Source organism: Polynucleobacter sp. UK-Mo-2m-Kol15 (genome assembly GCF_018881505.1).
Lineage (GTDB): Bacteria > Pseudomonadota > Gammaproteobacteria > Burkholderiales > Burkholderiaceae > Polynucleobacter.
In genome coordinates this window covers 318,041-339,236 of the sequence record NZ_JACVQC010000001.1, presented here as the reverse complement: position 1 = coordinate 339,236, position 21,196 = coordinate 318,041, and the positions used below count along the sequence as shown (strand labels likewise).

Below are 21,196 nucleotides of genomic sequence, written 5' to 3'. Positions count from 1 at the left end.
AATTAGAAAATATTAAGGTTGCCAAGAAACAAAGTTTTTGTAGAGCTTTAATCCGTATTCTGCACTTTTTTCTGGGTGAAATTGCGTTGCAAAAATATTATCCCTTGCAACTGCAGAAGTAAACCAATCACCATATTCTGTTGAGCCTGCAATATCTTCCTTGCGCTGCGGGACAGCATAGTAACTATGTACAAAATAAAAGCTCGTCAAATCCGGAATACCAGCCCAAAGCGGATGCTGAGAATCCTGACGAACCTGATTCCAGCCCATATGTGGCACCTTGTATACGGAGTTATCTGGCTGTAATTTTCCAGCCAAGTCAAAACGTCGTACTTCGCCAGAAATTAATCCCAAGCATGGAGTCCAATCTGATGGGGAATTTGCTCGCACTTCTGCGCTTTGATCAAAGAGCATCTGCTCGCCCACACAAACACCTAAAAGTGGTTTATTTTTAACGGCATCCAACAGTGCCTCCAATAAACTAGACTCTTCGAGATGCTTCATACAATCTGGCATGGCGCCCTGGCCTGGAAGTACTACCCGCTCTGCGGAGTTGATCTCTGCTGGAGTATGTGCAATCAGCACATTAGCATCGGGCGCCACATGCTGAAAGGCTTGATATACGGAACGTAGATTACCCATTCCGTAGTCAATGATCGCAATGGTCTGCGCCAATTGTTAGCCTATGTTCTGTAGTTTTTTGACAGTCTTCTACTCAACGCTAGAAATTTTCTAGATTAGAGGCTGCCTTTAGTAGAAGGAACGACACCGGAAGCGCGTGGATCGAGCTCTAGGGCCATGCGTAAAGCACGACCAAAGGCCTTAAACACGGTTTCAATTTGGTGATGAGCATTAATTCCGCGTAAATTATCAATATGCAAAGTCACACCAGCGTGGTTTACAAAACCACGGAAGAACTCGATGCTGAGATCTACGTCAAAGTCACCCACACGTGCACGGGTAAATGGAACGTTGAACTCCAAGCCTGGACGACCTGAAAAATCAACCACTACGCGGGAAAGGGTTTCATCCAAAGGAACATAGGAGTGGCCATAACGAGTAATGCCTGCTTTATCGCCAACCGCCTTGGCAAATGCCTGGCCCAAGGTAATGCCCACATCTTCAACAGTATGGTGATCATCAATATGGGTATCGCCTTTTGCGACCACTTTAAGGTCAATCATGCCGTGACGGGCAATTTGATCCAACATATGGTCCAGAAAGGGCACGCCAGAGGCTAGCTCAGCTTTACCTGTGCCATCTAAATTGATGGCAATTTGAATTTTGGTTTCCGAAGTGTTTCGGGTAACGTCGGCTTGCCGCATGCTTCAGTGCGCCGCGAGGCGAAGTGTTGATTGAAGCCTCATAATATCATTCCTAATAGAGATATAAATGCCGATTTTGATTGCTGGCTTTTATTCATTTTTGCTGATTTTTGACTAGAGTCCCTCATGAGCCGCTTTTGGAGCCCCGTTGTTCAGACCCTTACCCCTTACGTTCCCGGGGAGCAACCGCAAATGCAACGCTTGGTAAAGCTCAATACGAATGAGAGCCCATATGGTCCCTCCCCTAAGGCTTTGGCTGCCATTAATCAGCAAAACACGGATGATTTAAGGCTCTATCCAGACCCAGAAGGAATGGCTCTTAAAAGGGCTATAGCCGATTTACACGGTCTAGACCCTAAACAGGTGTTTTTAGGAAATGGCTCCGATGAAGTGCTGGCTCACGTCTTTTTAGGCCTCCTCAAACAAGCTCAACCGGTCCAATTTCCGGATATCACGTATAGCTTCTACCCAGTGTATTGCAAGTTATTTGGTATCGACTACCAAACAGTTCCCTTGGGTAGCAATTTTGAGATCCAAACCCAGAACCTCAAAGCCCCTAATGGCGGAATTATTTTCCCCAATCCCAACGCCCCTACTGGTCGCGCCATTCCACGATCAGACATCGAGACCCTTCTCCACAGAAATACAGAATCCGTAGTGGTGATTGATGAAGCTTATGTCGACTATGGAACCGAGTCTTGCATTCCATTGCTTCGCGGGAATGCTTGCCCAGAAAACCTCTTGGTCGTTCATACCCTATCAAAGTCACGCGCTCTGGCAGGACTACGAGTAGGATTTGCAGTGGGGCACCCGGCGCTGATTGAGGGTCTAGAGCGAGTCAAGAACAGTTTTAACTCCTACCCACTAGGCCGCTTGGCACAAGCTGGAGCAATTGCTGCAATACGAGATCCAGCCCATTTAGAATCGACGAGTAAAAAGGTAATTCAGACTCGCGAGCACCTGGTAAATGAACTGGCAGCGCTAGGTTTTGACACTCTGCCATCAACAGCCAACTTTATTTTTACGCGCCATGCGAAATACGCTGGTGCAAAGCTATATCAATCTTTACGCGATCGTGGAATTATTGTGCGTCACTTCAAGTCACCAAGGATTGAAGAATTTCTGCGCATCACCATTGGTACCGATGATCAAACAAATGAATTGATTAGCGCCCTAAAGGAAATTTTGGCTAGCGCTTAAATTTATTTATTCAGGCGCATCTCTGCAGCACGGGCATGAGCTGTTAAGCCCTCACCATGTGCGAGTGTACTGGCGACAACACCTAGTGTTTGAGCTCCTGCTTCGCTCACCTCAATCATGCTCGAGCGCTTGATAAAGTCATACACCCCCAATGGAGAAGAGAAGCGCGCAGTACGAGCTGTTGGTAAAACGTGATTTGGGCCAGCGCAATAATCACCCAAGGATTCACTGGTGTAGTTACCCATAAAGATAGCGCCGGCATGACGAATTAACTCAGCCCACTTGCGAGGCTCACCAGCACAAATCTCTAAATGTTCCGCAGCAATCGCATTAGCAATTTCACAGGCCTCACCCATATCATTTACCTTAATCAATAACGCACGATTAGTAAGCGATGTTTCAATCACTTGCTTTCTAGGCATTTCAGGTAATAACTTATTAATACTTGCTTGCACTTGCAGAATAAATTGCTCATCTGGGCAAAGCAAAATAGATTGCGCCAACTCATCATGCTCAGCCTGCGAGAACAAATCCATTGCAATCCAATCAGGATTGCTAGAGCCATCACAGAGAACTAAAATTTCTGAAGGGCCGGCGATCATATCGATGCCAACGGTGCCAAATACTCTGCGCTTAGCTGCTGCTACATAGGCATTACCAGGACCAACAATTTTATCTACCGGCGGAATAGTTTGTGTGCCGTAGGCTAAAGCACCAACAGCTTGGGCACCACCAATCGTAAAGACGCGATCAACGCCAGATAAATAAGCGGCTGCCAAAACTAAAGGGTTACGAGCGCCATCGGGGGTAGGTACCACCATGATGACTTCTTTGACACCAGCAACTTTTGCAGGGATCGCGTTCATTAACACGGAGGATGGATAGGCAGCTTTACCGCCGGGAACATAAATTCCGACGCGATCTAATGCTGTGACTTTTTGACCCAAACGCGTGCCATCAGCCTCCTCGTACTCCCAAGAGTGACAACCCGCTTCATTCTTTTGCTTCTCGTGATATGAGCGTACTCGCTGTGCAGCAATATCTAAGGCATTTTTTTGCTCAACCGATAAATCATCGTAAGCATTTTTTAATGCTTCTTGAGATATCTCTAACTCAGCAACACTAGCAACATTTAAGCGATCAAACTGTTTTGTGAAATCCAGCACTGCAGCATCGCCATTCACCTTTACTTGCGCCAAGATGTTAACTACTGCAGCATCAATTGCCTCATCATCTGCCATTGGCAAAGATAGGCTAGAGAGCAAGGTTGCCATAAACCCTGCATCTTGGCTATTAAGGAGTTTGACTTTGACGTCTGCTGACATGTGAATTTCTTTACTTCAGCAACTCAAAGAATGGTTGAAGCTTTGTGCGCTTACGTTTATAAGAAGCTTGATTAACCACTAAGCGTGCACTGATATCAGCGATTGGTTCGACCTCAACCAAACCATTTGCGCGTAAGGTATTGCCTGTAGACACTAAATCCACAATCGCATCTGCTAGACCAACCAAGGGAGCTAACTCCATCGAACCATATAAATGAATCGTATCAATGTGAACACCTTTGTTGGCAAAGTGTTCGCGTGCGCAATTGACATACTTAGTGGCAACTTTTAAACGAGAACCCTGCTTTACTGCAGCAGCGTAATCAAAACCTTCTTTAACCGCAACAGACATGCGACATTTAGCAATATTCAAATCAAATGGAACATATAGGCCATCGGTGCCGTTTTCCATCAAGACATCAAGGCCGGCAACCCCAAAATCCGCCCCGCCAAACTGAACGTAAGTCGGCACGTCTGAAGCGCGCACAATAATGAGGCGCACATCTGGATTTGAGGTCTCAATAATGAGTTTGCGTGACTTCTCTGGATCCTCAAGCGGACGAATGCCGATCTTAGATAAGATCTCGGCGGTTTCTTCGAAGATGCGCCCCTTCGAGAGGGCTAGAGTTAACTTCATGGACTAATTATCCATCAGGCTTACTTGATTCGCTGAATGTTGGCTCCTAACAGGGTCAACTTTTGCTCCATGCGGTCATAACCACGATCTAAGTGATAAATTCGGTCCACCTGGGTTTCACCTTGGGCGGCCAGTCCGGCAATCACCAGGCTGGCGGATGCTCGTAAATCTGTAGCCATCACGATTGCCCCAGAAAGCTTCTCTACACCTTGCGCAATCGCTGTATTGCCTTCAATCGCAATATCTGCGCCGAGGCGATTCATCTCTTGGACGTGCATAAAGCGGTTTTCAAAGATCGTTTCAGTGATCGTGGCATTACCTACAGCAATCGCATTGACTGCCATGAGCTGAGCCTGCATATCCGTTGGGAAAGCCGGATACTCAGAGGTACGGAAACTAACTGCTTTTGGGCGGCTTTTCATGGAGGCCCTAATCCAATCAGGGCCCACTTCCATCTCTAAACCGGCTTCTTTAAGTTTGACGATTACAGCATCTAATGTATCTGGGCGGCAGTGCTTTACTAAAATCTCACCGCCAGTAGCTGCGACTGCGCACAAAAATGTACCCGCCTCGATCCTGTCGGCAATCACAGCATGTTCTGCGCCATGAAGCTTTTCAACCCCCTCGATGACTAAGCGATCACTACCGATACCGGTAATCTTCGCACCCATTTTGACGAGCAACTCTGCTAAGTCACCTACTTCAGGCTCACGTGCGGCATTCTCGAGAATGGTTGTTCTCGATGCCAAAGTAGCGGCCATCAATAAATTCTCTGTACCGGTTACGGTGATCATGTCAGTCAAGATTGAAGCGCCTTGTAAGCGACCCGAGGTAGATTTAGTTTCTGCCTGGATGTAGCCACTCTTAATCGTGATCGTGGCACCCATCGCTTTTAGACCCTTAATATGCTGATCAACTGGACGCGCGCCAATCGCGCACCCACCCGGTAGTGAAACCTTAGCGCTATGCATTCTGGCAAGAAGTGGGCCCAGTACCAAAATAGAGGCGCGCATGGTTTTCACCATCTCATAAGTTGCTTCAGAGCTCTTAATATTAGCCGCATTTAGCACTACATGATTGCGATTATTCGTATCTGGGAAGGTAACGAGCACACCAATTTCTTGCAAGAGCTTGAGCATGGTTCGAACATCTTGTAAGTCAGGAACATTTTGCAAACTAATGGGCTGATCAGTGAGTAAACAAGCGCATAAAATTGGTAATGCCGCGTTCTTTGCGCCAGCAATCGCTACCTCACCCTTCAGGGGGGTGCCGCCAACCATTCGTAATTTGTCCATGAATCTATTCCAATGAAAAGCTAATGTCGTATTTTAAGTTGGGGTACTTTGCGAAAACTCTTGTGGCGTAAACGCTTTGATTGATAAAGCATGAACTTCTGCTTTCATGCGATCGCCCATGGCACCATATACCAATTGATGGCGCTGAATCAAACGCTTACCCTCAAACTCTGGACTCACAATCGTCGCAAAGAAGTGTTGACCATCACCTTCAACTTTGACATGAGTGCATGTGAGGCCTTGCTGAATATAGCCTTCAATTTGCTCTGGGGTTGGGAACATCACAATCTCCTGATTTCTAATTTCTGAATAATGCTTCGTATGTATTTGGGGAAAGCTCAAGCTCAACTAGTGCCTGAGCTTGTAGCCTTTTTGTAGCAAACGTAAAGCGATTGCTGATACCACAATAAAGAAGCAAGCAACAATCGCAAAACTATTCCAAGGAGAAATATCTGACACTCCAAAGAAGCCGTAGCGGAATCCATCAATCATGTAGAAAAATGGATTGAAGTGAGAGACCACTTGCCATGCTGCTGGCAAAGAATGGATGGAATAAAACACGCCCGATAGCATTGTTGCTGGCATGATGATGAAATTCTGGAAGGCCGCCAATTGATCGTACTTATCGGCCCAGATACCTGCAATTAAACCCATGCTTCCCAAAATTGCAGCGCCCAAAAGCGCAAACGCTATGATCCATAGTGGATATTCAAAAGATGGCATAGCAAACCAGGCGGTAATCAGCAATACACCGGAGCCCACGACAATGCCACGCAACACTGCAGCCAAGACATACGCAGCATAAAACTCTAAGTGACTAAAAGGGGCCAGTAAGACAAAAACTAGATTTCCCGTCACCTTAGATTGAATGATTGATGAGGAGGTATTAGCAAATGCATTTTGCAACACACTCATCATGACTAAACCAGGAATTAGGAAGGCCGTGTAATTGAGACGACCGTACACCTCTTTGCCCTCGAGCACATGCCCAAAAATCATTAAATACAGCACAGCGGTAAGAACTGGAGCTGCAACCGTCTGAAACGCCACCTTATAAAAACGCTTCACTTCTTTTCGTAGAAGCGTTGGAAAGCCACTGCCATAAGAGATGGGTAATTTATTCAAAACAGATTTCATCGAGCGCCTCCCGACATGATGTTGACAAACACATCTTCGAGATCCGTCTTGCCCTCACCATCTTTTTTTACCGAGCCATATTGACTCAATAAATTCGCAGTAGTGTCTAAGGCAACAATCTTGCCTTGCTTGAGCATGGCAATGCGCTGACATAATGCCTCAGCTTCCTCGAGGTAATGGGTTGTTAAAACAATCGTATGGCCATCTTGGTTTAATCGACTAATGAATTGCCAGAGAGATTGCCGCAGCTCTACGTCAACACCTGCTGTAGGTTCATCTAAAATAATCACGGGTGGTCTATGAACTAAAGCCTGCGCCACCAATACACGGCGCTTCATACCGCCAGATAAGGAGCGCATATTACTATCAGCTTTATTAGTGAGATCTAAGTTGGCCATAATCTCGTCAATCCAAGCATCGTTGTGACGAATGCCAAAATAACCAGACTGAAATTGCAAGGTCTCTCTAACGGTAAAAAAGGGATCAAATACTAACTCCTGTGGCACCACACCTAGCATTCGGCGCGCATCACGAAAGCGAAATTGAACATCAGCACCCATAATTTCTGCATACCCGCTATCCGCAGTAATTAAGCCAGCAAGAATGGAGATAAGGGTTGTCTTACCTGCACCATTGGGGCCAAGCAAACCAAAGAACTCGCCCTGCTCAATTGATAAGGAAACGTCATCTAAGGCTTGGAGTGCACCATAATTTTTAGATACGTTTTTTATGGATATTGCTGCGTGCATGCTATGACAAACCTAGCAACTCTGCAACACCATACACCCTAGCTAATACAGTTAATTTTTCTGGTACGTTTTGCACTGAAATCTGCCGGCCATCTGCCTGTAGTTTTTTCTGCCACGCTAATAAAACCGTTAATACTGTAGAGTCAAAATCCTTGAGATTGATGCAATCCACCGTTTTCAATGTCGCAAGATTTAACAGGCCATCTTTTTCTAATTGCAAGACATTGTCCTGTGTCACAGAAACGGGCAATAAAAATGGCATCTGATATTTTCTTTAATTGGTCTTATGTGACATCTAGTTGGCTGGCTTCGTAGCAGCAAGCTGTTTATTACGATCCTGCAAAAACTTCACGAGACCATCGACACCATTCTGGCTAATTTGATTCGCAAATTGATTGCGATAGGCCTCAACCAACCAGACACCCATGATATTCATGTCATAGACTTTCCAGCCATTACTTGTTTTTTCAAGGCGATAGTCAAGCGGTATCGGATCACCACGACCAATCACTACAGTCCTCACAACTACCTCTTTGTCATCTGGAGCTGCACGCAAAGGTTTAAATTGAATAGTCTGGTCACGCAACTGGCTCAAGGCGCCAGAGTATGTGCGAATGAGCAAGCTTTTAAACTCATTAACCAATTGCACTTGCTGTTCAGGCGTTGCTTTTTTCCAATTGGGCCCCATGGCCATTTCAGTAGTGCGGCGCATATCGGCATAAGGAAGAATTTTCTTTTCTACCAGCTCTACGATACGCGGAATATTCCCTTTTTGAATTTCCGGATCAGACTTCACGGAAGCCATCACGTCAGACACTACAGTCTTAATCAAACCGTCTGGCGTGGACTGATCAACTGCCTGAGCAGAAACGCTAGCGGCAAACAAAGCCAAGCTTGATAGCATTGCTGCAAAGTATTTTTGAATCGTTTTTTGGCTTTTCATGTGTCCTCGATTAATGACGGTCATTGGGTCTCATTTTAGCCCTTAAAGGAAATCAGCCTAGGCTTGATCGCCTTTATTCGTAGGGGTTTTCATAAACCGGCATGAGGGGCTCCCTATCTTCGCGTCCTTCATTAATTTGATATTCCCGTCGCTGAATATAAGCATCTCGCATAAAACTATATTTATCGATTGCTGCCCCGTCTAATAGGTCGCCCGCTTCGTAATACGTGTTACGCGCGTTAACTACGCGCAGGCCAGTAATGCTATTACGCAAACCAATATCTTTAACGTAAGCAAAAAGATAATCTGACTCCAAATCAGCTGCCGTCCCAAAGGTATCTCGGACACTACTGGGGCCAAAGAACGGTAAAACCACATATGGGCCAGAAGGAATGCCCCAGACGCCAAAGGTTTGACCCCAATCTTCCTTATGCTTCGGTAGGCCGCCAGGCGTTGCCATATCGATTAGGCCTCCCAAACCAAAGGTGGTGTTGACCACTACCCGCATAAGATCACTAAAGGCATAGTCGGGCTTGCCCTGCAAAAGATTCTGCAATGCGGTGTAGATATCACTGTAGTTACTAAAGAAGTTATAAATGCCGTCACGCACAAACTCTGGCAAGACAAAGCGGTAGCCAGCGACTACTGGCTTGAGTAAATAGGCATCTAAGCCTTCATTGAATTCAAAAACAGAACGGTTGAACGGCTCCCATGGATCCTGTGGGGAAGGCTCTACGCCAGCAGGAATAGAGGCACAACCTACCATTCCAGCTGCCATGCCAAGCAGAACAAGACGTTTAAGTTTCACAAGCCACTGCATTACTTTTCAGCGCCCTTATCTTTACCGCTATCGGCAGCCTTGTTATACAAGAACTGGCTAATCAAATTTTCAAGGACAACCGCAGACTGAGTCTGAGTAATCTTATCTCCAGTAGCTAACATTTCATCAGAGCCACCAGCTTCAAGCCCAATATATTGTTCACCCAATAAACCTGAGGTCAAAATCTTGGCAGCAGAATCCTTAGGAAATTTATAAGTATCTTCAATGGTCATAGTGACAGTAGCTTGATAAGTCTTGTCATCAAAAGCAATATTGGCAATACGGCCAACAACTACACCAGCACTTTTGACAGGTGCACGTGGTTTGAGTCCACCGATATTGTCAAAACGCGCAGAAATTTTGTAAGTAGGAGCAAAGGAAACGGCATTCATATTGCCGACCTTCAATGCCAGAAATAAAGCAGCCAGCAAACCAATGGCTACAAAGATTCCAACCCAAACATCAATTGCACTTTTTCTCATAAGAGTCCCAGTTTATTCTTTCTAATTCGAGAACATCATCGCGGTCAGCAAGAAATCCAATGCCAAAACCGATAAGGAGGAGATGACCACCGTTCTGGTGGTTGCTTGCGATACTCCCTCAGGTGTAGGCTTGGCTTCATAACCTTGATACAGCGCTATAAAAGTCACAGCCACACCAAATACCAAGCTTTTAATCAAGCCATTCCCAATATCAGAAAAAAGATCTACCCCGCCCTGCATCTGGGACCAAAAGGCTCCGGAATCCACTCCAATTAAGGGAACTCCGACAAAGTAACCGCCCATCACACCAACAGCAGTAAAGATCGTAGCCAAAATCGGCATAGCAATAATCCCAGCCCATAGACGCGGAGCAATCACTCGACTCAATGGGTCTACTGCCATCATTTCCATTGCACTGAGTTGTTCGCCAGCTTTCATCAAACCAATTTCGGCAGTTAAAGACGTACCAGCACGGCCCGCAAATAACAAAGCGGTAATCACGGGCCCTAATTCACGAGTTAGTGAGAGTGCCACCAATAAACCCAAAGCCTGCTCTGAACCATAGCGGTTAAGGGTGTAATAACCCTGTAAACCTAGAACAAAACCAACGAATAAACCAGAAACCGCAATAATCACAAACGAATGATTGCCGACAAACAAAATTTGATCAGAAACTAAGCGAGGTCTTTTTAATAAAAAGCCTGAGCGCCAAATCACTGCGGCGAACATGCGCGCAGCAAGTCCAAGGCTCGTTAAGTTGCGACGAACAAAAAAACCAAGGTCACCAAAAAAATCTACGGCGCTATGAATTATGCTCATTTCAAGCTCACCCCAAAATCTTCCGCAAGGCTTAGGCCTGGATAATGAAATGGCACAGGGCCATCAGGTGATGCATCTAGAAATTGACGAACAAACGGATCACTTGAGCGACTCAACTCTTCCGGAGTGCCTTGAGCACCAATACGACCATTAGCAATAAAGTAAACGTAATCTGCAATCTCAAAGGTTTCTTCAACGTCGTGCGTCACCAATAGACTCGTTGCGCCCAGAGCTTGATTCAAATCCCGAATCAAACGCGCAGTAATCCCCAAGGAGATTGGATCTAAGCCAGCGAAAGGTTCGTCATACATGATCAATGGGGGGTCAAGCGCAATTGCCCTTGCTAAAGCAACACGTCGCGCCATGCCACCAGAAATTTGTGAGGGCATTAAATCACGTGCGCTACGTAAACCAACCGCATTGAGCTTCATCAACACTAAGGAATGTAATAGATCTTCACTTAAATCGGTGTGTTCACGCAAAGGAAAGGCAACATTTTCAAAAACACTAAGGTCCGTAAAGAGCGCTCCAAACTGAAAGAGCATACCCATACGACGACGAGCAGCCATTAATTCAGAGCTGTTCATTTTGCCAATGTCACTACCTTCAAATAAAACTTGGCCAGACTGTGCTGTGAACTGACCACCAATGAGCCTCAAAATAGTAGTCTTGCCACAACCAGAGCCGCCCATCACGGCAACCACTTGGCCACGACGGAACTCCATATTAAGTCCCGATAAAATTTGCCGCTCCCCGGGGGCATAAGAGAAATTGACGTCTTTGATTGAAACGACAACTTCGCCATGCCCACCACTCACGGTATTTTGCGTTACTTCCGCGGGGTTGGAGTGGCTACTGTTCATATCCTGGATATTATCGCGGGAGAACGGATGACCCCATTAAATACTCGTCTACTGCCTGCGCAGCTTGTCGACCTTCACGAATCGCCCAAACCACCAAAGATTGTCCGCGACGCATATCGCCAGCAGCAAATACCTTTGGAACATTGGTTTGGTAGGCATTTTGACCATCAACAGGAGCTTTTGCATTACCGCGAGCGTCTTTTTCAACACCAAAGGCATTGAGGACTTGGGCTGCAGGAGACACAAAACCCATTGCCAAGAAAACCAGATCTGCCTTAATCTCAAATTCAGAATTTGGCATTTCTGACATTTTGCCGTCTTTCCACTCTAGGCGGACGCAGATCAACTTCTCAAGCTTGCCATCTTTGCCTTCAAATCGCTTAGTCGCAACAGACCAATCGCGCTCACAACCTTCTTCATGCGAAGATGAAGTACGCAACTTAGTTGGCCAGTAAGGCCATACCAAAGGCTTGTTTTCAGTTTCTGGTGGCTGTGGCAATAATTCAAATTGGGTAATCTTGGCGGCGCCATGACGATTCGAAGTACCTACGCAATCAGATCCAGTATCACCACCGCCAATCACAACAACATGCTTGCCAGATGCAGAAATTTCGTTCTTGAAATCGCCAGCGTTTTCTTTGTTCTGTGGAATCAAAAATTCCAAAGCGTAGTGAACACCCTTCAACTCACGGCCAGGAACTGGCAAGTCACGCGGTTGCTCAGATCCACCGCTAATTACAACTGCATCAAAATCTTTCATCAACTGATCAGGTGAAACTGTTTTTGTTGAGTAGTTTTTTACTTCAGCACCAATTGCTTCTTTGCCAACAAATACACCAGTCTCAAACTTCACGCCTTCAGCTTGCATTTGCTCAACGCGACGATCGATCAACCACTTTTCCATCTTGAAATCAGGAATACCGTAGCGTAACAATCCGCCGACACGATCATTTTTTTCGAATACGGTAACCTCATGACCAACGCGCGCCAATTGCTGAGCAGTAGCCATGCCAGCAGGTCCACCGCCAACTACAGCAACCTTCTTACCTGTCTTAGTTTTAGGTGGTTGCGGCTTAACCCAACCATTCTCCCAGCCCTTATCGATAATGGCGTGCTCGATAGACTTAATGCCCACTGCATCGCTATTGATTCCTAAAGTGCAGGCAGCTTCGCAAGGTGCCGGACAAATACGACCAGTGAACTCAGGGAAGTTGTTGGTCGATTGTAAAACGTCTAATGCATTCTTCCAGTCATCATGAAATACCAAATCATTGAAGTCTGGGATGATGTTATTTACAGGGCAGCCGTTATTACAAAATGGAATACCGCAATCCATACAGCGTGCGCCCTGTACTTTGGCTTCATCATCCGTTAATACTGCAACGAACTCTTTGTAGTGATGGAGGCGTTTAACGGGGGCTTCGTAGGTTTCATCTACGCGCTCAAACTCCATAAATCCAGTGACCTTACCCATATTGAATCCTTAGTATCTTTTCTTAATGTCTTTATTAATTAAGCTGCAACAGTTTTGTTTTGCGCTTTTTCCCATAGCTCACCCAAAGCACGTTTGTACTCAGTAGGCAGCACCTTCACAAAACGACCGCGAGCGTTTTCCCAATCAGCCAGGAGCGCTTTAGCGCGCTCTGAACCTGTATGGCGGAAATGACGCTCAATTAGACTCTTCAAAATTTGCTCGTCTGTCATGCGCTCGCCACCATCTTTGACGTCGACTGGAGCATGCCACTGTGACTGAGGCATCTTGGCAATCTGCTCAGTTGAAGGCAATACTTTTTCCAAGGTTGCCATGCTGGTATTGCAACGCTTCTCAAAGAGGCCATCTTCATCGTAAACATAAGCAATGCCGCCGCTCATACCTGCCGCAAAGTTACGGCCAGTTGCACCCAATACAACTACAGTACCCCCAGTCATGTATTCGCAACCATGATCACCGGTGCCTTCAACTACAGTTGTTGCACCAGAGTTACGAACTGCAAAACGCTCGCCTGCAACACCATTGAAGAATGCTTCACCGCCAATTGCGCCGTAGAGAACAGTGTTACCAACAATAATGTTCTTCGCTGTGTCGCCACGGAATTCGTGTGGCGCACGCACAATCACGCGTCCACCAGACAGGCCTTTACCAACGTAGTCATTACCATCGCCAACCAAGTCTAGCGTGATTCCGCGAGCCAAGAATGCTGCAAAACTTTGTCCTGCAGTGCCGTTCAATTGAATATGAATAGTGTCATCAGGCAAACCAGCGTGGCCATAACGCTGAGCGATTTCTCCGGAGAGCATTGCGCCAACAGTACGATTCACGTTTTTTACTGGAACAATGAAGGAGACTTTCTCGCCACGCTCAAGCGCAGGCTCACTCTTTTCGATAAGAATGTTATCTAAAGCACTATCTAAACCATGATCTTGGGTCAAGATCTGGTAGCGAGGAGCATCTTTGGCTACAGCTGGCTCAGCAAAAATCTTACTGAAATCTAAACCATGTACTTTCCAGTTCTCAATACCTTTGCGGGTATCTAGGAAGTCAACGCGACCGATCAAATCATCAAACTTACGAATACCGAGTTGCGCCATGATCTCGCGTACCTCTTCCGCAATAAAGAAGAAGAAGTTCACAACATGCTCAGGCTTACCTGAGAACTTTTTACGCAATTCAGGATCTTGTGTAGCCACACCAACTGGGCAGGTGTTCAAATGACACTTACGCATCATGATGCAACCCTCAACAACCAATGGCGCTGTTGCAAAGCCGAACTCGTCTGCGCCTAACAATGCGCCAATCACAACATCACGACCGGTTTTCATTTGGCCATCAGCCTGTACGCGAATGCGGCTACGCAAACCATTAAGTACTAATGTTTGTTGTGTTTCAGCTAAGCCCAATTCCCAAGGGGAACCAGCATGCTTAATAGAGGATAGTGGTGATGCACCGGTACCGCCATCATGCCCGGCAATCACTACGTGATCCGCTTTTGCTTTAGCAACACCAGCAGCGATCGTGCCAACACCTACTTCAGATACCAACTTCACTGATACGTCAGCGGCTGGGTTCACGTTCTTCAGATCATGAATCAACTGGGCGATATCTTCAATAGAGTAAATATCATGATGTGGAGGCGGAGAAATCAAACCAACGCCCGGCACAGAGAAACGCAACTTACCGATGTAATCAGAAACTTTGCCGCCTGGCAATTGACCGCCTTCACCTGGTTTAGCGCCTTGAGCCATCTTGATCTGAATCTGATCGGCAGAGCGAAGGTATTCAGTAGTAACGCCAAAACGTCCTGAAGCAACCTGCTTAATTCTGGAGCGCAGTGAATCACCGTCAAGCAAAGGGATATTTGCCTCAACCACATCGTCACCCAAAATGCTGGCTAAGGTTTCGCCCTTCTTGATTGGAATGCCTTTGAGCTCATTTACATAACGATTCGGATCTTCACCACCTTCACCAGTATTGGACTTACCGCCAATACGGTTCATAGCAATTGCCAAAGTAGCATGTGCCTCAGTAGAGATAGAACCCAAAGACATCGCGCCCGTTGCAAAACGTTTAACGATTTCTTTTGCAGGCTCTACTTCGTCCAATGGAATTGCTTTAACTGGATCAATCTTGAACTCAAACAAGCCACGCAGGGTCATCTGACGTTTGGTTTGGTCATTTATCAGATTGGCATACTCTTTATAAGTTTGATAGCCCTTATCAATACCAGCGCGAGTAGAGTGCTGCAACTTCGCAATCGTATCCGGAGTCCACATATGGTCCTCACCACGAATGCGGAATGCATACTCACCACCAGCATCCAACATATTGGTCAATACAGGATCATTACTAAATGCAGACTGATGCATGCGCAAGGCCTCTTCAGCTACTTCAAATACACCGATGCCACCCACGTTAGATGGCGTGCCTTTGAAGTAATGATCAATAACGTCTTTATTTAAACCAATCGCTTCAAAAATCTGAGAACCGGTGTAAGACATATAAGTAGAGATGCCCATTTTAGACATTACTTTTTGCAAACCCTTACCAACTGCTTTCACAAAATTCTTGACGGCTTTTTCGGCCGATAGATCACCAGATAAACCTTTAGCCATCTCAGCCAAAGTCTCCATTGCAAGGTATGGGTGAACTGCCTCAGCGCCATAGCCAGCCAAGAGTGCGAAGTGATGTGTCTCACGGGCACTTCCAGTCTCAACTACGAGACCAACACTGGTACGCAAACCTTTTTCCACCAAGTGCTGATGAATGGCTGAAGTAGCTAACAATGCTGGAATGGCAACATGCTGCTCATCAACCTGACGATCGCTCACGATCAAGATGTTATAACCAGAGCGGACCGCATCAGCCGCTTCAGCGCATAAGGATGCTAAGCGGGCTTCAATACCAGCCTTGCCCCAAGATGCTGGGTAGCAAATGTCTAGCTCATATGAGCGGAACTTACCGCTAGTGTAATGACCGATATGACGAATTTTAGTCATATCATCAAAATCTAAAATCGGCTGGCTTACTTCCAAGCGCATTGGTGGGTTGATATTGTTGGTATCCAACAAATTCGGCTTAGGCCCAATGAAGGATACTAAAGACATCACCATGTTTTCACGGATAGAGTCAATCGGGGGATTGGTCACCTGAGCAAATAATTGCTTGAAGTAGTTATAGAGTGGCTTGTTTTTATTTGATAACACGGCTAATGGGCTATCGTTACCCATCGATCCAATCGCTTCTTCGCCATTCATAGCCATTGGTGCCATGAGGTACTTAATATCTTCCTGGGTGTAACCAAAGGCTTGCTGACGATCTAGTAATTTTGCTGCTGGGCGAATAGTTATCTTTTCATCAACCAAGTCATCCTTAGTTGCATCAACTTCATCGAGCTTCACACGCACTGCATCGATCCAACTCTTATATGGCTTGGCTTTTGAGACGGCGTCCTTCAGTTCGACATCATCAATAATGCGCCCTTGTTCCATATCAATCATGAACATCTTGCCTGGTTGCAAGCGCCATTTTTGAATAATCCTACTTTCTGGAATAGGCAATACACCTGCCTCAGAACCCATAATGACCAAGTCATCATCGGTAACGTAATAACGTGCTGGACGTAAACCATTACGGTCCAAGGTTGCACCAATTTGACGACCATCAGTAAACGCCATTGCTGCTGGGCCATCCCATGGTTCCATCATTGCGGCGTGGTACTCATAAAATGCACGACGGTTTTCATCCATCAATGTGTGCTGTTCCCATGCTTCTGGAATCATCATCATCATCGCTTGTGCCAATGGATAACCTGACATGACTAATAACTCTAAGCAGTTATCAAAACAGGCCGTGTCAGACTGGCCTGGGTAAATCAGTGGCCATAATTTTTTGAGATCTTCCCCTAGCACCGGGGAGCTAATAGCGCCTTCCCGTGCGTTCACCCAATTCACGTTACCTTTAACTGTATTGATTTCACCGTTGTGCGCAATCATGCGATAAGGGTGAGCCAATTCCCAAGCAGGGAATGTATTGGTTGAGAAACGCTGATGCACTAATGCTAGCGCTGATACTGTGCGCTTATCTTGCAAATCCTGATAGTAGGCACCCACTTGGTTAGCTAACAACAAACCCTTATAAACAATAGTTCGAGCTGACATCGAAGCAACAAAGTATTCTTTTCCGTGCTTTAAATGTAAATCCTGAATTGCATGGCTCGCTGTCTTACGAATGACGTACAACTTGCGCTCAAGCGCATCAGTTGTCATGATCTCGCGACCGCGTCCAATAAAAATTTGACGAATAAATGGTTCTGTCATTTGCACGGTTGGGGACATTGGTAATTTCACATCTACCGGCACATCCCTCCAACCCAAAACAACTTGACCCTCTAAGCGAACGGTGCGCTCTAATTCTTGCTCGCAAGCTAAACGGGAGGCATGCTCTTTAGGCAAGAAAATCATGCCAACACCGTATTCACCAAAGGGGGGCAACTCTACACCCTGCTTTGCCATCTCTTCGCGATATAAAGTATCGGGGACCTGAATCAAAATTCCAGCCCCATCACCCATTAGCGGGTCAGCGCCTACTGCTCCTCGGTGATCCAAGTTCTCAAGAATTTTTAATCCCTGAGCAACAATCTCATGGGACTTCTTTCCCTTGATGTGAGCGACGAATCCGACGCCGCAAGCATCATGCTCATTTTGCGGATCGTAGAGGCCCTGTGAGATTGGACGAAGGTCTGTATTCATTTGTGTAGTCATGGTATTTCCGATGGCCCAGCGGGCTTGATTACTTTTGGAGGATCAAATATAGGGGAATACCCATGCTGATGCAATAGAAATAAAATGAGTCCGTCCCATTTAAATTAGACTTTTAGCAAAATGAATTATAAAAAAAGGGACAGAGTCAATACTTGATGCCAGCAGCATCAAGTAAATTGATTTTAGAAAATCATCTAACTTACTGAATTGATAGGGATTAATTTCTTTGGGCGACCACGCTGGCGGATTAATGCCTGCTCAGGATTCTCTTTAAATACATTTTTTGCATAGATATCGCCTACCCAGGGCTTAGATCTTAGCAATGCATCGGTAATTTGGCGGTCTTCCCAATGGGGCGCGCCCTCCTTCACAAATGCCGCCCAAGTCATTTGTCGCTCAAAAGGAGTATTACCTAACTTCCAAAAATGTTGGTGATCCACTAACCATGGCTCTGCATTTCCACCGATGTGGGAAGCAAAACTGGTCCAAGTGGAACCTTGGGGGCTAGCTTCAAAACCAGCCCTCACAGGATTAAGCTCAATATAGCGTTGACAACGTAAAAAATAATCAGGGTCTATCAGCGAAGAGCGATAGCGTCCCTCCCAAATAGTTCCCGAGCGGTTGTGCTGTTGATTGAAATACTGGGCATAACGCCTACCTAAAGATTGCATCGTCTTTGCCAGAGAATCCGTATTTTGGGGAGTCATCAGGAGATGTACATGATTAGGCATCAAAGCAAATGCATGGACCGAACTACCAAATTGCTTTGCAGCTTCTCGCAGCCAATCCAAATATCTGCGTCGATCAGTCTCATTAAAAAAAAGTATTTCCCGATTATTGCCGCGAACCATGACATGCATTGCTTGGCCAGGAATAATGGTGCGTGCTTGCCTTGCCATTACTAAAACGAACTATTGCAGTTCGCGCGCACCGCCACTATTAGAAAACTCGGGAATAAACCAATCACCATCAACTTGGGTTACACCCGCAGGAACTTCACGACCTTGTTGGGGATGATCTTTTAAGGCCGTACTCATGTAAGAGATCCACATTGGTAAGGCAAGGCCACCACCGGTTTCACGATCACCCAAACTTACAGGCTTATCAAAACCAATCCATGCAATGGCCACTACCTTTGGACTGTACCCTGCAAACCAAGCATCGTGTGAGTCATTGGTTGTGCCTGTTTTACCTGCGATATCACTACGACCTAATTTCGCTCTTGCACTTCCCGCAGTCCCAGTTTTTGTAACCTCTTGCAACATGCTGTCCATTACGAAGGCTGTACGAGCGTCTAGAACACGAGTCGCATCTTCGCCTGCATGTGTTGGTTTGGCCTCAAATAAGACCACTCCTTTTGAATCCGTCATCTTATTAATCAAGAATGGATCTACGCGATAGCCACCATTAGCGAACACACTATAAGCCGATGCCATTTGCAGAGGCGTTACAGAGCCAGCACCTAAAGCCATTGTTAAATAAGGCGGGTGCTTTTCTGACTCAAAACCAAAGCGCTGAATATATTCCTGCGCATAAGAGGGGCCGATGGCGCGAATAAGGCGCACCGAAACTAAGTTTTTCGATTTAGCCAAAGCTGTACGTAAGCGCATCATGCCCTCATATTTACCATCGTAGTTCTTAGGCTCCCAAGCTTTACTACCAGTCTCCATGCTGCCAATGGATAGCGGCGCATCATTGGCCATCGTGCTTGGAGAGAATCCTTTTTCAATTCCAGCGGCATAAATAAAGGGTTTAAATGAAGAGCCCGGCTGACGTTGTGCCTGAGTCACGTGATTAAATTGATTGCGGCGAAAATCGAAGCCGCCCACCAAGGAGAGAATCGCACCCGTCTCGGCATTCATAGAAACAAAGGCTGCTTCAACTTGTGGTAACTGCGCTAACTTCCAAATGCCACCATCGGAAAGCAACCTCACAATCGCACCAGGGCGTAAACGTTTTTTGGGTTGCGTACTGTCAGTCAAGGAGGCGGCCGCAAGCTTCAAGCCCTCGCCTTTGAGTGTGATCATATCTCCAGTTGAAATCATCACTTGCATTTCTTTTGGTTTGATATCAAGCACTACGCCGGACTGTAAATCATCTAACTGCGGGTAAGCTAACAAGGCCTCATCAATTGCCCGTTGACGCTTCACAGTATCCTGTGGCAAATCAATAAATCCCTCTGGTCCACGATATGCGTGCCGTAAATCATATTCAAAAATACCGCGACGCACTGCTCTATAGGCTGCTTCCTGATCTGCCTTCAAGATCGTGGTGTAAACGTCTATTCCCTGAGAATAAATTGCTTCGCCATATTGGGTAAACAACAATTGACGTACCATCTCCGCAGCAAAATCGGCGCGGGTACTAAATTCATTTCCCAAGCCTCGAATTTTTAACTCTTCAGCCATGGCGATTTGATATTGCTCAGGCGTGATGTAGGACAAATCACGCATACGCTGCAAAATATATTCCTGACGAATCTTGGCGCGGCGGAAATTGCTGACGGGGTTATAAGCCGAGGGTGCTTTAGGCAATCCTGCCAACATGGCGGCCTCCGCAATGGTAATGTCCTTTAATTCTTTACCAAAATAGATTTGAGCCGCACTAGAAAATCCATAAGCTCTCTGACCCAAAAAGATCTGATTCATATAAATCTCAAGAATCTTGTCTTTACTTAATTGAGACTCGATTTCCCAAGACAGAAGCACCTCATAAATCTTGCGACTGAAAGTCTTCTCGTTACTAAGAAAAAAGTTTCGTGCCACCTGCATGGTGATGGTTGATGCACCTTGGGAGAGGTTACCGCGCAAATTAGTTAACGCAGCCCTGAGGATGCCTATGTAATCCACTCCACCATGTGAGTAAAAGCGATCATCCTCAATGGCTAAAACTGCATTGCGCATACTCATTGGTATCTCATTCAAAGGGATCACCTTACGGCGCTCCTCTCCAAACTCACCAATAAGCACTTTGTCAGCCGTATAAATCCGTAATGGTGTTTTCGGGTTGTAATCAACCAATGCCGAGATCTTGGGCAAATTCGGCTTTGCTATTAAAAAGGCGTACCCCAGCAATAGCGTAATCACTACAGCAAAGACCACGCTGATAATGAGCAGCGCCTTAATGAGGGGGTTGCCTCCTGACTTAGCAGACGAGAAATTTTCCCCTCTTTGCTGACTGGGACGTTTATCAGGCTGTCGGTTAAACCGCCGATTTAAGGGCGGCCTGTCTTTTGGAGGTAGAGCCATAGACTCAAATTATAGGGTGCTTACCGACTTTTCCTTAAAGCTCCAAAACCCTTGTTTGAAATATTTCTGGGCTGATTTTTCTGACGCTAAATTCT

General features: G+C 46.0%; 19 protein-coding genes. 1 reads left to right on the top strand and 18 read right to left on the bottom strand.

Features of this window, described 5'->3' with window-relative positions:
- Positions 1–12 precede the first annotated feature (12 nt).
- Entirely contained in the window at positions 13–675 is a 663-nt protein-coding gene (gene hisH, locus ICN43_RS01840; RefSeq protein WP_216196927.1) for an imidazole glycerol phosphate synthase subunit HisH, read from the bottom strand.
- Positions 676–737: 62 nt separating this feature from the next.
- Positions 738–1,325 carry an imidazoleglycerol-phosphate dehydratase HisB gene (hisB, locus tag ICN43_RS01835; protein ID WP_088526719.1) on the bottom strand — a complete coding sequence of 196 codons (588 nt, stop codon included), beginning with the start codon at positions 1,323–1,325 and terminating at the stop codon, positions 738–740.
- A gap of 126 nt (positions 1,326–1,451) precedes the next feature.
- Here hisB and hisC point away from each other — a divergent pair, with 126 nt between their 5' ends.
- Complete coding sequence (hisC, locus tag ICN43_RS01830; RefSeq protein WP_216196926.1) at positions 1,452–2,525, top strand: histidinol-phosphate transaminase; 1,074 nt, start codon at positions 1,452–1,454, stop codon at positions 2,523–2,525.
- A gap of 2 nt (positions 2,526–2,527) precedes the next feature.
- On the opposite strand, the gene hisD is transcribed toward hisC, so the two are convergent.
- From hisD to ICN43_RS01750, 16 genes are all read right to left on the bottom strand, one after another.
- Positions 2,528–3,799 (bottom strand): histidinol dehydrogenase, encoded by a 1,272-nt coding sequence (hisD, locus tag ICN43_RS01825; protein WP_370623190.1) that lies wholly within the window; start codon positions 3,797–3,799, stop codon positions 2,528–2,530.
- A gap of 61 nt (positions 3,800–3,860) precedes the next feature.
- The gene (gene hisG / locus ICN43_RS01820) at positions 3,861–4,487 is read right to left on the bottom strand and encodes an ATP phosphoribosyltransferase (RefSeq protein ID WP_216196924.1); all 627 of its coding nucleotides are present in this window, start codon (positions 4,485–4,487) and stop codon (positions 3,861–3,863) included.
- Positions 4,488–4,507: 20 nt separating this feature from the next.
- On the bottom strand, positions 4,508–5,782 hold the full coding sequence (gene murA, locus ICN43_RS01815) for a UDP-N-acetylglucosamine 1-carboxyvinyltransferase (RefSeq protein ID WP_216196923.1): 1,275 nt from the start codon (positions 5,780–5,782) through the stop codon (positions 4,508–4,510).
- Between the two features lie 33 nt (positions 5,783–5,815).
- The gene (locus ICN43_RS01810) at positions 5,816–6,064 is read right to left on the bottom strand and encodes a BolA family protein (protein ID WP_216196922.1); all 249 of its coding nucleotides are present in this window, start codon (positions 6,062–6,064) and stop codon (positions 5,816–5,818) included.
- Positions 6,065–6,130: 66 nt separating this feature from the next.
- On the bottom strand, positions 6,131–6,919 hold the full coding sequence (locus ICN43_RS01805) for an ABC transporter permease (protein WP_216196921.1): 789 nt from the start codon (positions 6,917–6,919) through the stop codon (positions 6,131–6,133).
- Positions 6,916–7,668: an ABC transporter ATP-binding protein gene (locus tag ICN43_RS01800; protein ID WP_216196920.1), complete on the bottom strand. Its 753-nt coding sequence runs from the start codon at positions 7,666–7,668 to the stop codon at positions 6,916–6,918. The genes ICN43_RS01805 and ICN43_RS01800 overlap by 4 nt, the downstream gene beginning before the upstream one ends.
- 1 nt (position 7,669) lies before the next feature.
- Complete coding sequence (locus ICN43_RS01795; RefSeq protein WP_216196919.1) at positions 7,670–7,930, bottom strand: lipid asymmetry maintenance protein MlaB; 261 nt, start codon at positions 7,928–7,930, stop codon at positions 7,670–7,672.
- Between the two features lie 33 nt (positions 7,931–7,963).
- Positions 7,964–8,611, bottom strand: coding sequence for a phospholipid-binding protein MlaC (locus tag ICN43_RS01790; RefSeq protein ID WP_216196918.1), 648 nt, complete (start codon positions 8,609–8,611; stop codon positions 7,964–7,966).
- Between the two features lie 73 nt (positions 8,612–8,684).
- A complete protein-coding gene (locus ICN43_RS01785; protein ID WP_216196917.1) occupies positions 8,685–9,431 on the bottom strand; it encodes a VacJ family lipoprotein in 747 nt (248 codons plus the stop codon).
- A complete protein-coding gene (gene mlaD / locus ICN43_RS01780; protein ID WP_216196916.1) occupies positions 9,431–9,913 on the bottom strand; it encodes an outer membrane lipid asymmetry maintenance protein MlaD in 483 nt (160 codons plus the stop codon). The genes ICN43_RS01785 and mlaD overlap by 1 nt, the downstream gene beginning before the upstream one ends.
- Positions 9,914–9,934: 21 nt before the next feature.
- Positions 9,935–10,732, bottom strand: coding sequence for a lipid asymmetry maintenance ABC transporter permease subunit MlaE (gene mlaE, locus ICN43_RS01775; protein ID WP_216196915.1), 798 nt, complete (start codon positions 10,730–10,732; stop codon positions 9,935–9,937).
- Positions 10,729–11,595 (bottom strand): ABC transporter ATP-binding protein, encoded by an 867-nt coding sequence (locus ICN43_RS01770; RefSeq protein ID WP_216859717.1) that lies wholly within the window; start codon positions 11,593–11,595, stop codon positions 10,729–10,731. The genes mlaE and ICN43_RS01770 overlap by 4 nt, the downstream gene beginning before the upstream one ends.
- Positions 11,596–11,605: 10 nt before the next feature.
- A complete protein-coding gene (locus tag ICN43_RS01765) occupies positions 11,606–13,069 on the bottom strand; it encodes a glutamate synthase subunit beta (RefSeq protein ID WP_216196914.1) in 1,464 nt (487 codons plus the stop codon).
- A 38-nt stretch (positions 13,070–13,107) separates the two neighbouring features.
- A complete protein-coding gene (locus ICN43_RS01760; RefSeq protein ID WP_216196913.1) occupies positions 13,108–17,853 on the bottom strand; it encodes a glutamate synthase-related protein in 4,746 nt (1,581 codons plus the stop codon).
- Positions 17,854–18,047: 194 nt separating this feature from the next.
- Complete coding sequence (locus ICN43_RS01755; RefSeq protein ID WP_216196912.1) at positions 18,048–18,752, bottom strand: transposase; 705 nt, start codon at positions 18,750–18,752, stop codon at positions 18,048–18,050.
- 12 nt (positions 18,753–18,764) lie between these two features.
- On the bottom strand, positions 18,765–21,101 hold the full coding sequence (locus ICN43_RS01750) for a penicillin-binding protein 1A (protein WP_216196911.1): 2,337 nt from the start codon (positions 21,099–21,101) through the stop codon (positions 18,765–18,767).
- Positions 21,102–21,196 lie beyond the last annotated feature (95 nt).

Bases quoted from the DNA above. Each gene is read 5' to 3' on its own strand.
- hisB (WP_088526719.1), bottom strand. From the start codon at position 1,325: ATGCGGCAAGCCGACGTTACCCGAAACACTTCGGAAACCAAAATTCAA.
- hisC (WP_216196926.1), top strand. From the start codon at position 1,452: ATGAGCCGCTTTTGGAGCCCCGTTGTTCAGACCCTTACCCCTTACGTT.
- hisD (WP_370623190.1), bottom strand. From the start codon at position 3,799: ATGGCAACCTTGCTCTCTAGCCTATCTTTGCCAATGGCAGATGATGAG.
- hisG (WP_216196924.1), bottom strand. From the start codon at position 4,487: ATGAAGTTAACTCTAGCCCTCTCGAAGGGGCGCATCTTCGAAGAAACC.
- murA (WP_216196923.1), bottom strand. From the start codon at position 5,782: ATGGACAAATTACGAATGGTTGGCGGCACCCCCCTGAAGGGTGAGGTA.
- ICN43_RS01810 (WP_216196922.1), bottom strand. From the start codon at position 6,064: ATGTTCCCAACCCCAGAGCAAATTGAAGGCTATATTCAGCAAGGCCTC.
- ICN43_RS01805 (WP_216196921.1), bottom strand. From the start codon at position 6,919: ATGAAATCTGTTTTGAATAAATTACCCATCTCTTATGGCAGTGGCTTT.
- ICN43_RS01800 (WP_216196920.1), bottom strand. From the start codon at position 7,668: ATGCACGCAGCAATATCCATAAAAAACGTATCTAAAAATTATGGTGCA.
- ICN43_RS01795 (WP_216196919.1), bottom strand. From the start codon at position 7,930: ATGCCATTTTTATTGCCCGTTTCTGTGACACAGGACAATGTCTTGCAA.
- ICN43_RS01790 (WP_216196918.1), bottom strand. From the start codon at position 8,611: ATGAAAAGCCAAAAAACGATTCAAAAATACTTTGCAGCAATGCTATCA.
- ICN43_RS01785 (WP_216196917.1), bottom strand. From the start codon at position 9,431: ATGCAGTGGCTTGTGAAACTTAAACGTCTTGTTCTGCTTGGCATGGCA.
- mlaD (WP_216196916.1), bottom strand. From the start codon at position 9,913: ATGAGAAAAAGTGCAATTGATGTTTGGGTTGGAATCTTTGTAGCCATT.
- mlaE (WP_216196915.1), bottom strand. From the start codon at position 10,732: ATGAGCATAATTCATAGCGCCGTAGATTTTTTTGGTGACCTTGGTTTT.
- ICN43_RS01770 (WP_216859717.1), bottom strand. From the start codon at position 11,595: ATGAACAGTAGCCACTCCAACCCCGCGGAAGTAACGCAAAATACCGTG.
- ICN43_RS01765 (WP_216196914.1), bottom strand. From the start codon at position 13,069: ATGGGTAAGGTCACTGGATTTATGGAGTTTGAGCGCGTAGATGAAACC.
- ICN43_RS01760 (WP_216196913.1), bottom strand. From the start codon at position 17,853: ATGACTACACAAATGAATACAGACCTTCGTCCAATCTCACAGGGCCTC.
- ICN43_RS01755 (WP_216196912.1), bottom strand. From the start codon at position 18,752: ATGGCAAGGCAAGCACGCACCATTATTCCTGGCCAAGCAATGCATGTC.
- ICN43_RS01750 (WP_216196911.1), bottom strand. From the start codon at position 21,101: ATGGCTCTACCTCCAAAAGACAGGCCGCCCTTAAATCGGCGGTTTAAC.